Raw genomic sequence first — 12839 nt, 5'->3', positions numbered from 1 at the left:
GGCTTTATACCAGCTTTTATTTTTATATTTATGTTAAGCAAAAAGTGCTATATTGAAAGCTTAATGACTTTCAGTATAGCACTTTTTTAATGTTTTGATGGTTTATTTATAAAATTATTTAGTGTATAAAGAAATATTATAATAAATAAAGGTAACCACATAAGAGCAATTCTATTTATAATAAATAAATCTTTAGCTAATACTATTAAACCAGTTAATACTGTATAATATGTTGTAAATTTAAATAGTAAGATTGCCTTTTTATCTTTAATTTTTATTATAAAGTAAATAAAAGATAGGAAAGAAGCGATGCTTACAATAGTTCCTAAGATATTACCTAATGAATATAATATTAAATACACAATTCCTGATTTTATAAAATTAAATAGTGGTGGATCGTATACAACATGTAAAATTAACTGAGAAAATAAGTTAACTATCATTTTTGGTCCACTTCCAAATTGAGCATTAAATACATCTTGTAGATGAGTAATTTGGAAAAAGGAAAAAAAGGTATTTGAATGTTGTAATTGAAATTTAAAGTTTACAAAAAAGTAAATTGTGGCGATTATAGTAATAAAATAAAATATATCTTTAAAACTTAAAATTTTCTTGTTATTTTTAAAGGTAAAAATAACACAGGCGATAAAAACTAGCAATAAATAAGATCTAAACTCTAACAAAAATACAGATAGCAATAAGATTAAAATAATTGATTTATAGTTTATTTTTCGAGAAAGTATATAGTAAATTAATATTATTGCTATTGCAATTATTATATTGTCTCTCATAAGTAAGGAATTACATAATATATATCCAGGTAATATACTAAAAATATTTAAGCTTATTAAAGAAAGTTTTTCATTTAAATATAGTCTAGAAAGTTTATATAAAAATATTGAAGTTGGAACATATATGAATAATTTTATTAAAATTAAATTTAAAGTAGATTTTATTCCTATATATTTAAGCAACGTTAAGAATATTACAAATATATTATAATTTCCATAACTAGCATGACCTTCTGGATCAACAAACTCATAAATAGGTAATTCTTTATTTAACCATGCATTAAAATCTCCAGTTTTTAAATGATTTAATAATATGTCAGAATCTATGTAATATTTATATTCATCACAAAAATGATTATTAGCTATATTTCCAAATAATATTCCATGTTCAAAGTCGTGAGATAAATTATTGTAATATATAATTATAGAAAATACAGAGTAAATAATTAAAAAGCTAGTAGAAATTAAAAAGAAACTTTTTGAATATGAATTTCTTTTATATAAATAATAATTCAATAATATTATAAAAATAATTATTAATGGTGTAAGAAAATTCATAATAACCTCCTTTATATTATGTTGTTTCCTTATATTAGTATATATTATTAAGCATAATATAACAATAATGGACAAGTTATTTAAGTAAGATATATTTAATGATAAATATTTAGTGTTTTATATATAATATAACTTTTAATATACATTTAATCATAAATATGACATCTGTTTACAAATATATTTATAATATGTTACTATTATATTTGTATACTATAACGAAAAATGGGGGGATGAAATGAAAAAAAATAAATTATTTTTAGCATTAGTGTGTTTAATATTTATGTTTAATTCATTTACCTTTAATGTTTATGCACTAAGTGATGAGACAAGCAGTAAAGCAATTGAAAATGTAAAGATTATTTCAAGTGTGAATGCTTCTCTAGACGCTGTTGAGGCTTGGGCTAGAAGTAAGAATGCTACTGAAACATTTGTTAATTTAGCAAAGATATACAAAAAGTATGCTGAGTCAAGGGGAGGTGTTAACTGGGTAGTAGCTTATGTACAAGCTGCAAAAGAAACAGGTTATGGAAAATTTGGAGGAGTATTAGATGAATCTTATCATAATCCATGTGGATTAAAAAATCCAAGCGGGGGAGATGATAATGATGCAAATGCACATAAAAGGTTTGACAATTGGGATCAAGGTGTAATAGCTCATTTAGACCATTTAGCACTATATGCAGCTGCAAGTGGTTATCCTAAAACAGTTTATGTAGATAGTTGGAAGGATAGTTCATTATCATCAAATGAAACATATGATCCAAGACATATAGGCTGGTTTGGTACAGTTGATGGTATTTTTGGTAAAGCAAAGGATGTATTAGGCTTAACTGGAAGTTGGGCTTCTGATCCTAATTATGGAGAGTCTTTAGTTAGATTATATTGTGATGCAATTAATTTTAAATATTTACCTACAAGAAGTGATTTAGAGTTACCAGCAAATTCAGAAGTTATTACAAATGATAAATTAAGAATTAAAGGTTGGGCTTTATCTGAAGGTGGAGTTAAAGAAGTTAAGATTTTAATTGATAATTCTCAAGTAGCAACTATTAATACTGGTATTAATAGGCCTGATATAGACTTAAAGTATCCAGGATATATTAATGGTGCTAACTCAGGATTTGATAAAACAATAGATATAAGTAAGTTTGATACTGGGAATAAAACTGTAGAGGTTAAGATTGTTTTTACAAATGGTGAAATTCAAAGTTATAAAAGAAATATAGTAATTAAGAGAGCTGAAAGTGAAAAAGAATTGCCATTTAGATCTACATTAGATGAGCCAGTTGCAGATAAAAAAGTAACATCAGATAAACTAAAAATAAGAGGATGGGCATTAGCTAACTCTGGAGTAAAAGAAGTAAGAGTATATGTTGATGGAAAAGATTTAGGAACAGTTCCATACGGAACATTAAGAGCAGATGTAAATAAAGTATATCCAGGATATTCAAGTGGAAATAATCCAGGATTTGATGGAACTATTAATATATCAAGTATATCAGCAGGAAATAAAAATTTAACAATAAAAATAACAGCAAATGATGGAACAACACAAACAATTGAAAGAGCAATAAAAGTTGAAAAGTTAGCATCAAGAAGTTGTTTAGATGAACCTACTAATAACTTTACAGTAAAGGCGGACAAATTAAAAATAAGAGGATGGGCACTAGCTAACTCTGGAATAAAAGAAGTAAGAATATATGTTGATGGAAAAGATTTAGGAACAGTTCCATATGGAACATCAAGAGCAGATGTAAATAAGGTATATCCAGGATATTCAAGTGGAAATAATCCCGGATTTGATGGAACTATTAATATATCAAGTATATCAGCAGGAAATAAAAATTTAACAATAAAAATAACAGCAAATGATGGAACAACACAAACAATTGAAAGAGCAATAAAAGTTGAAAAGTTAGCATCAAGAAGTTGTTTAGATGAACCTACTAATAACTTTACAGTAAAGGCGGACAAATTAAAAATAAGAGGATGGGCACTAGCTAACTCTGGAATAAAAGAAGTAAGAATATATGTTGATGGAAAAGATTTAGGAACAGTTCCATATGGAACATCAAGAGCAGATGTAAATAAGGTATATCCAGGATATTCAAGTGGAAATAATCCCGGATTTGATGGAACTATTAATATATCAAGTATATCAGCAGGAAATAAAAATTTAACAATAAAAATAACAGCAAATGATGGAACAACACAAACAATTGAAAGAGCAATAAAAGTTGAAAAGTTAGCATCAAGAAGTTGTTTAGATGAACCTACTACTAATTTTACAGTAAAAGCAGGAAAACTAAAAATAAGAGGATGGGCATTAGCTGACTCTGGAGTAAAAGAAGTAAGAGTATATGTTGATGGAAAAGATTTAGGAACAGTTCCATACGGAACATTAAGAGCAGATGTAAATAAAGTATATCCAGGATATTCAAGTGGAAATAATCCAGGATTTGATGGAACTATTAATATATCAAGTATATCAGCAGGAAATAAAAATTTAACAATAAAAATAACAGCAAATGATGGAACAACACAAACAATTGAAAGAGCAATAAAAGTTGAAAAGTTAGCATCAAGAAGTTGTTTAGATGAACCTACTACTAATTTTACAGTAAAAGCAGGAAAACTAAAAATAAGAGGATGGGCATTAGCTGACTCTGGAGTAAAAGAAGTAAGAGTATATGTTGATGGAAAAGATTTAGGAACAGTTCCATACGGAACATTAAGAGCAGATGTAAATAAAGTATATCCAGGATATTCAAGTGGAAATAATCCAGGATTTGATGGAACTATTAATTTAGGTGGAATGCCGTCTGGAACTAAGAAGTTAACAATAAAAATAACAGCAAATGATGGAACAGCTCAAACTATAGAAAGAAGCTTTACTTATAGAAAAACAAAATTAGTAGTTATTGATCCTGGGCATGAAATTGAATCCGTAGATAAAGGTGCTGTAGCTACTCATAATGGAGTTAGTTATATAGAGGGAAATTTAAATCTGCAAATTGCTGTTAAGTTAAAAGCTGAATTAGAAGCTAAAGGAATACAAGTTTATATGACAAGAGAAGGTAATAAGGTAATAGATAATGATTCTAGTGAAAGCTTAAGAAAGAGAGTTAATGTTGCAAATGAAATGAATGCTGATTTATTTGTTTCAATACATCATAACTCATTTACTAATCCATCAGCAAATGGATTTGAAGTATATTATAGTACAGGAACTCCTATTACAACAACTTATATTAGTAATAGAATGATTACTAAAGATGGAAGAGATTTAACACTTGAAACTAGGTCTTATTCTTCAAGAAGTAATACTGAAAAGGTTGCTGTTAGCAAGGAGTTAGCAACTGAAATAACTAATGAATCTTCAGCTACATTAGATTTATATAATAGAGGAGCAAAAGATAGTAATTTTTATGTTTGCAAAAATACTAAGATGCCTTCAATATTAATAGAAAATGGATTCTTAACTAATCAAATAGAGGCTGAAAAGGTAAGTACTTCTAAACATCAACAAAGATTAGCAGAAATAACAGCTAAAAGAATTATTGAAGTATTAAATTAGAAAAATAAATAAAGTTGTATTAAAATAACTTTTTATAAAGATTAAAAATTTTATATAATAAAATGAGTTGTATTTATATTGAATTAAAAATTTTCAATATTGTACAACTCATTTTTGTTTTAAGATGTTTTATTTGTTTTTATAAATAATCCAATAATTAAGGCTATTAAAGTCGGAATAACCCAACCAAATCCAACACTTGCTAAAGGCATAAAGCTTAAGCTATCTCCGAAGAATGAGAATAGTAATCCACAAACTAAGGAAGCATAAACTGCTATTTTTATAGCAATTATATTAGTTAAAAACTTATTAATCAGAGTCACAAAAATAATTGTAATAGCTACTGGATATAATACATTTAATATAGGAACTGATAATTTAACGATATTATCAACACCTTGACAAGCTATTATATAACTCATTATAGAGATAACTATAGCATTAAATTTATATGATAATTTACCATTAGTTACTTTTTCAAAGAATGTAGAACCAGCAGTTAATAATCCAATTGAAGTAGTTAAACAAGCAAGACCTATTGCAGCACCAATTAATGCTACTCCAAAGGTTCCTAGTATTTTTCTTGCGATAAACACTAATAATGCAGTATTGCTTATATTAGAATCAACTAAATTAACAGTATGAGCACCTATAAATGTTAATCCTCCATAAACAAATGCTAATCCAATAACAGCAATTAAACTAGCTTTTAATAATATAGAATTTGCTTCTTTACCTTTATAGCCCTTTTGAATTATGGAAGAAGAAATTACTCCTGCAAATAGTAATGCACCAAGTGCATCCATTGTTTGATATCCTTCAAGTAAAGACATTGAAAGTATGTTATTAGCATCTGTAGAAGATATTTCTCCAATTGGAGATACAATACCTTTAACAATTATTATAGTTAAAATAACTATTAATGCTGGAGTTAAGAATTTACCTATTGTATCTATAATAGAAGAACGCTTTAAAACAAAAAATAAATTTATTATAAAGTAAATTGCCATTACTATTATAGGCGACCATGTTGGAAATAATGGTTGTATTGAAATTTCAAATGTGGTTGCGGCAGTTCTTGGTATTGCTAATAATGGGCCAATAGCAAAGAATAGGACTGTAGTAAGAATTAAAGTAAACTTATTACCTATTTTATTTGTAATACTTTCAAAAGTACCATTTCCTTTAGAACACGCTAATATAGCAAGTAAGGGTAGTCCAACTCCTGTCACAATAAATCCTATTATTCCTAATAAATATTGATCTCCTAGTTTATTTCCAAGGGATGGTGGAAAAATTAGATTTCCAGCACCAAAGAACATTGAAAATAAAGCAAATCCTACTACTATAGAGTCTCTCATTTTATTTTTCATATGTATTCCTCTTTCTAATTTTTTAGTTTTTTCTTTATTTAATTAACAAACTATTAAAAAATAATTGATAATATGTGAAATTTGATATAATAATAACATTTTTTGTGATAATTTTCAACTAAATATTATAGGAAAAATTGAATAGTTTTTTTATAAATGGTTATATGCATAAATGGATAGGTAATTTATATATGAAAATTATCTAATTATCTACAAAAAATAGTATTGAATAGTTTGATATGTTATTATAAATTTATAAATATTAAATTTACTTAAATTAGAGAGGTAATCACCATGAAAGTAAGAAAAGCCATAATACCAGCTGCTGGTCTTGGAACAAGATTTTTACCAGCAACAAAGGCACAACCAAAAGAAATGCTCCCAATAGTTGATAAACCAACAATTCAATATATTATTGAAGAGGCAGTTGCATCTGGAATTGAAGAAATATTAATAATAACAGGAAGAAATAAAAAATCTATAGAAGATCATTTTGACAAATCTGTTGAATTAGAAATGGAGTTAGAAAAATCAGGTAAGAAAGAGATGCTTGAATTAGTTAGAGGAATATCAGACATGGTAGATATCCATTATATAAGACAAAAGGAGCCTAGGGGATTAGGTCATGCTATTAATTGTGCAAAATCTTTTGTAGGAAATGAACCATTTGCTGTAATGCTTGGTGATGATGTTGTTGATAGTGAAGTTCCTTGTTTAAAGCAATTAATAAATTGCTTTAATGAATATAAGACAACGATATTAGGTGTTCAAACTGTAGAATTTGATAATGTAAATAAATACGGTATAATCGATGGACTTCCTATTGAAAATAGAGTTTATAAAGTTAAAAAATTAGTTGAAAAACCATCAGTAGAAGAAGCACCAAGTAATATTGCTATTTTAGGAAGATATATAATAACACCTCAAATATTTAAAGTTTTAGAAAATACTAAGCCTGGTAAGGGAAATGAAATACAATTAACAGATGCTTTAGAAACTTTAATAAAAAGTGAAGCTATGTATGCTTATAATTTTGAGGGTAGAAGATATGATGTTGGAGATAAATTAGGCTTTTTAGAAGCAACAGTAGAGTTTGCATTAAAGAGAGAAGGACTTAGAGAAGAATTTATTGAATATTTAAATACAAAGCCTTGGGAAAATAAATAAAATCATATAAATTAAAAGTCGGTTTGAAGCCGACTTTTATTACTTAGTATTTAAATTGTAAAAATTATCTTGGAATAAAGCCAATTTTCTTTTGCATTTTTCTTAATGTTTTCATTGCAGCATAATTAGCTTTTTCTGCACCAAGCTTATATATTTCTTCTAAAGATTTTTTATCCTTAAGTAAGTTATTAATCTTTTCTTGAATTGGTGCTAATTCATCTATTATAGCATCTGCAACATCTTTCTTTAAATCTGCATAGCCTTTTTCTTTATATAATTCTACAACTTCATCTTTGCTATATCCTTTAATTGCAATTAATATATCAAGTAAATTTTTAATTCCAGGTTGATCATCAGAATAATTAATAACCCCAATACTATCAGTAACAGCTCTAGCTATTTTCTTTCTTATGATATCTGGAGAATCCATAATTAAGATATAGCTATTTGGATTATCATCTGACTTTGACATTTTCTTAGTTGGATCTTGCAAACTCATGATTTTAGCACCAACTGGTGGAATATATGGATTTGGAACTTTGAAAGTGGGGCTGTAAGCATTATTAAATCTATTAGCTAAGTCCCTAGCAAGTTCTAAATGTTGTTTTTGATCAATTCCAACAGGAACTAAATCAGTATTATATAATAAAATATCAGCAGCCATAAGTACAGGATAAGTAAATAAACCTGCTGGAATAGAATCGCCATGTTTTTGTGCTTTATCTTTAAATTGAGTCATTCTTGAAAGTTCACCCATATAAGTATTACATGTTAAAAGCCAAGCACCTTCAGAATGAGCTGGTACATGAGATTGAATAAATAATGTATTTTTTTCAGGATCAATACCACAAGCCACATAAATAGCTAAAACTTCGAGTGTTCTTTTTCTTAAATCAGCTGGAATTTGTTTAACTGTTATTGCATGTAAATCAACTACGCAAAAAAAACAATCATATTCATCTTGAAGCTTAACCCAATTTTTTAAAGCTCCTAAGTAATTTCCTAAAGTTAAATTTCCAGAGGGTTGAACACCACTAAAAATAACCTTTTTCTTTTCTGCTACGTTTTCCAAAATAGCACCTCTTTTCTTTTTTATAAAAACGCTTATTTTATTTAGTATATTCTCTTAGTTAAATTATAGTTACTATTATAAAATTACCAAAATTTTATGTCAAATAAAACCTTAATTTTATATTATCAGCATTAAATTAACAAAAAAAGAGCTACTAATGTAGCTCTTTTATTAATTTAAAAGAATTATCTTCTTTCTCTATTCATCTTTTGAGCTTTTCTAGCTCTTCTGCAATCAGGACATCTAACAGGATCATTTTCAAATCCTTTTTCTTTGTAGAATTCTTGTTCTCCTACAGTAAAAATAAATTCCTTTCCACAGTCTTTGCAGATAATCTTCTTATCTTCCATATTAATATACCTCCTTAAAATCCATAGGGTGAATCTTGATAACTACTAACTATACACCTAAGGAAAAAGGGGTACTTTAATGATATTATCATAGAATTTCCTAATGATTTTTATTACAATACTATTATAGCATAATTTGGTAAAAATGCAACAAACATACTTTTATGAGCTTAATAAAGCTATATTATTTTTTCTTATATTTTAAAGCAAATGTAGTAAATACAATTAGAGGAATAGCTATAAATAATACTAAATTAATATATTGATAATATTTAAGAATATTAAATAAAATATAATTATTTCTTGATAAAAATGTTCCGAATATAAATATTGCTAAGGTATAAACAGTAATAAAATATTTGTGGTTTTTTATATGATTTTTATAAATTATATATATACCATAAGTTGCAATTGCATACTTTAGGAAAAATCCAGCTACTGTTTGATACAAAAAAAAGAAATCTCCAAATTCTAAAAATCCACAAAGTTGAACTCTTTGACTTTGAACAAATTCGGGATAAAACAAATTAGCAGCTCTAAGTGGACCAAATGTAGATAATATTCCAATAAGAATATAAACACATACAGCACCTAATATTCCAAAAGCAATAAAACTATGTTTTCTTAAATTTTTTCCTGTATTTAAATATCTTAAATATGGTAAAGATATAACAAAAGTTGAAAGTGAACCTAAAACTAGTAAAAAGGTTGATAAAAATTCACTTATTACATTCCCAGAAAAAACAGGCATAATATATTTTATATCCTTATACTTTTCAGTAATTATAGATAATATTAAAGTATTAACTCCTAATGAAGATATAAGAATTATTATGAAAATTAAAAATGAACGAATACTTTTTCCTATCAAAAATATTAATGGTAAAATAAAGAAAAAAATTATATACCAACTAGGAGTTCCAAGAAAAAAGCAGGATTTAACTACATTAGCTTCTACTGAAGCAGATTCAAGGGCAGCTAAAAATAATCCAAATGAAAATAAAAATAAAAATATGTTTCCTAAAGGTTTAGGCATACTTTGAGTAAAAATATCATTTATATTATAAACTTTTCTAGAATCCATAACATAAATTAGATACATGGCAAATGCAAAGAATATTAAATATATAATTAACGTATATAGCCACGTATCTCTTCCCCCTTCTTTGATAAACAAAGATGGATAGGTTTTAAAAGATATATATGTAACACCAAATACAAATAGTATAAAGTGTTTTGCTGATAATTTATTCATTTTTCTACCTCCAACTAAATAAGCTAAGTCTATCTTATTATTCTCAAAAAAATGAATATTAAACATGGTGAGAGGAATAATATCCTTAGGTGATGTAAATGGATAATTTAAATTATATAAAAGAAAGATTTGAAGGATGTTTCGACGTTAAATATAGGGACGTTAAAACAATAATAGGTGATGGTACTTTAGTATTCATTGATGATTTATGCAATGGTCAATGGATGATGGAGTATTTAATATTACCACTAAGAGGATTTGGAGAATTAAAAGATTCGAGTATAAAAAATCCAAATGATTTATTAGAAAAGGTGCTTGATATAAGTGCAACTGGGATGGTAAAGGATTTAGATGATGCCCTTATGCATGTTTTATCTGGTGATGTAATATTAATTTTAAAAGATTTTAAGGAAATTATATTTTGTGAAGTTAAGAATTTTCCAAGAAGAGGCATAGGGATTCCAGAAACTGAAGCTGTTTTAAAAGGTCCTAGAGAAGGATTTAATGAGCTTATAGTGGATAATGTTGCATTAATTCGTAGACGTATTAAAAATCCAAACTTAAAATTTGAAACTGTTGTACTTGGAGAAGAATCACAAACAGCAGTTGCAATTGCATACATAAATGGAGTGGCTCCAAAGGAATTAGTTAATAAAGTAAAGGATACTCTTAAAAAATTAGATTTAAGATTTGTTTTAGATTCAAATTATATAGAAGCAAATTTAAAGCATCAAAATTCATTTTTTGATACAGTAGGTTATACTGAAAAGCCAGATGAAGTTGCAGCAAAGATTTTTGAAGGTCGTATAGGTATTTTAGTTGATGGAACACCATTTGTAATTACTGTGCCTTATTTCTTTTTAGAAAACTTTCAAATGCCAGATGATTATTATATAAATAGATATTATACAAACTTTAATAGAGTATTAAGATGGTTTGCGTTTTTAATTGCTTCATTTTTACCAGGGCTTTATGTAGCAATTATAACATATCATTTTTCAATGATACCTAGTCTTTTTGTATTTAGATTAGCAGTATCAAGGGCAGGAGTTCCATTGCCAACAGTTGTTGAAGTGTTTATTATGATGGTAGCTTTTCAACTTATAAAAGAAGCTGGATTAAGATTACCCCATCCAATAGGAGGTGCAATGAGTATAGTTTCTGCACTTATTTTGGGAGATGCAGCAGTAGGTGCGGGGATAGCATCAAGAATTACAATTATAATAGTTGCAATAAGTACATTAAGTTATTTCTTAATACCTAAGTTATATGGTGCTGTTTCATTTTGGTCAGTAATTATAATGTTATCTTCATCATTACTTGGAATACCAGGATTTTTGTGTGCATCATTTATTTATATTATTCAAATATCAGAATTAGAGTCAGTGGGATATCCATTTTTATTCCCTCTAGGAAGTTTAAGTGAGTATAGATTTAGAGATGTATTTTTTAGAGGAAGGTTAGATAGAATTTCAAGAAAAATAATACCAACAGGGGGTAAAGAGAATGTTAAAAAATAAAAGAAGAAAAGCTTCTGTATTGTTAACTTTGTTGTTTATCCCAATGCTTTTAACGAGTTGTTTTGATTACCATGATATTAATAAAGTAACATTTCCAACAAGTGTTATCTTTGATATAAATGACTTAGGTCAAGAAGTGGTTTATTTAGATTGTATTAAACCATATAGAAGTACTAATGATAGTTCAGATAAGGGAAGAAGAATAATTTATAAGGGGGAAGGAAAAACTGCTTTAGTAGCTTTAAATGATATAAATAGAGCATCAAGCTTTAAATTAGATTATAGTCAAATAAGAGCATATATTTTTACAGAAAAGGCATCTAGAAAAGGTATTAAAAAGTTTTTGGATTTGATTAATAATAATAGTGAATTTTCTATGAAACCAAGTGCCTTTGTGTATTATGGGGATGTAGATGAATTATTAAAAACTGTATCAACAGATGAAGAGTATTTAGGATTATTTCTAAATGATTTAGTAGGAAAAGCAAAATATAATCCTAGGGCTGTTCGTTCCAATATAAATTATTATTTAAGTAATATTTTAATGGGAAGTAATACAGCATTATTGACATCTATAGTATTAGATGACAATGCCTTGGACAAAAAGATTCAAATACAAGGTTCATCTATTTTTAAAGATAATGTATTAGTTGAAAGAATAGATATGGAAAATAGTTTGATTTATAATATTATGATGGGAAATGCAAAAAGTGGAACATTAGAAATTAGTAATCCTCAAAGTAAGGAAAATTTTGTTACATTACAAATATTAGATAGTAGCATGAAAGATAAGTTAGAATTTAAAGATGGAAAGCTTAAATTAATAAAGGATGTTAATGTTGAGGTATCTGTAAGTGAAATACAAGGAAATTTAATAGTGGATACTAATGCATTAGATTATATTAAATTTAATGAAGAAGCATATATAAATGGTTATGCTGAATATTTATTTGATAAATATAAGAAAGAAAACTTAGATATTTTTGATATTCATAGATTAGCAGAAATGTATTATCCAAACGAAAATATAGATAATCCTTTAAGTATTACTGAAATAGAAGTTAATACTAACTTAATTATAAAGGGAACTGGAGTTGCTAAAGATAGTATTTAAAAATAAAAAATATCAAATTAAAATTTAATAAAATAATTAAAGAACAAAGAAAAATATTTATT

At 26.8% G+C, this 12839-nt stretch carries 9 protein-coding genes and 1 pseudogene; 5 read left to right on the top strand and 5 right to left on the bottom strand.

Annotated features, from left to right (window positions below; all coding sequences use genetic code 11):
* Window positions 1-86: 86 nt before the first annotated feature.
* On the bottom strand, window positions 87-1349 hold the full coding sequence (locus tag QZ321_RS07160) for a hypothetical protein (RefSeq protein ID WP_291747112.1): 1263 nt from the start codon (window positions 1347-1349) through the stop codon (window positions 87-89).
* A 391-nt stretch (window positions 1350-1740) separates the two neighbouring features.
* On the opposite strand from QZ321_RS07160, the pseudogene QZ321_RS07155 reads away from it, so the two are divergent.
* A pseudogene (locus QZ321_RS07155) lies at window positions 1741-2250 on the top strand (glucosaminidase domain-containing protein); the annotation flags it as partial.
* A 1914-nt stretch (window positions 2251-4164) separates the two neighbouring features.
* Entirely contained in the window at window positions 4165-4926 is a 762-nt protein-coding gene (locus QZ321_RS12480) for an N-acetylmuramoyl-L-alanine amidase (protein WP_366665122.1), read from the top strand.
* A 119-nt stretch (window positions 4927-5045) separates the two neighbouring features.
* Here the strand turns inward: QZ321_RS12480 and brnQ are convergent, their stop codons facing one another.
* Complete coding sequence (gene brnQ, locus QZ321_RS07145) at window positions 5046-6299, bottom strand: branched-chain amino acid transport system II carrier protein (RefSeq protein WP_291749971.1); 1254 nt, start codon at window positions 6297-6299, stop codon at window positions 5046-5048.
* 294 nt (window positions 6300-6593) lie between these two features.
* Between brnQ and galU the strand changes: the two genes are divergently transcribed.
* A complete protein-coding gene (galU, locus tag QZ321_RS07140) occupies window positions 6594-7466 on the top strand; it encodes a UTP--glucose-1-phosphate uridylyltransferase GalU (protein ID WP_291749975.1) in 873 nt (290 codons plus the stop codon).
* 64 nt (window positions 7467-7530) lie between these two features.
* On the opposite strand, the gene trpS is transcribed toward galU, so the two are convergent.
* From trpS to QZ321_RS07125, 3 genes are all read right to left on the bottom strand, one after another.
* The gene (gene trpS, locus QZ321_RS07135; RefSeq protein WP_291750017.1) at window positions 7531-8541 is read right to left on the bottom strand and encodes a tryptophan--tRNA ligase; all 1011 of its coding nucleotides are present in this window, start codon (window positions 8539-8541) and stop codon (window positions 7531-7533) included.
* Window positions 8542-8723: 182 nt separating this feature from the next.
* On the bottom strand, window positions 8724-8888 hold the full coding sequence (locus QZ321_RS07130; protein ID WP_133016848.1) for a zinc-ribbon domain-containing protein: 165 nt from the start codon (window positions 8886-8888) through the stop codon (window positions 8724-8726).
* Between the two features lie 184 nt (window positions 8889-9072).
* Window positions 9073-10143 (bottom strand): endospore germination permease, encoded by a 1071-nt coding sequence (locus QZ321_RS07125; RefSeq protein ID WP_291749978.1) that lies wholly within the window; start codon window positions 10141-10143, stop codon window positions 9073-9075.
* Window positions 10144-10241: 98 nt separating this feature from the next.
* On the opposite strand from QZ321_RS07125, the gene QZ321_RS07120 reads away from it, so the two are divergent.
* Window positions 10242-11663, top strand: coding sequence for a spore germination protein (locus QZ321_RS07120; RefSeq protein ID WP_291749982.1), 1422 nt, complete (start codon window positions 10242-10244; stop codon window positions 11661-11663).
* The gene (locus QZ321_RS07115) at window positions 11650-12777 is read left to right on the top strand and encodes a Ger(x)C family spore germination protein (RefSeq protein WP_291749987.1); all 1128 of its coding nucleotides are present in this window, start codon (window positions 11650-11652) and stop codon (window positions 12775-12777) included. The genes QZ321_RS07120 and QZ321_RS07115 overlap by 14 nt, the downstream gene beginning before the upstream one ends.
* Window positions 12778-12839 lie beyond the last annotated feature (62 nt).

Origin of the sequence: uncultured Clostridium sp., assembly GCF_910588715.1 — a bacterium.
Taxonomy (GTDB): domain Bacteria; phylum Bacillota; class Clostridia; order Clostridiales; family Clostridiaceae; genus Clostridium.
Note: the sequence above shows the minus strand (reverse complement) of the source record. Positions and strands in the feature narration are given on the sequence as shown.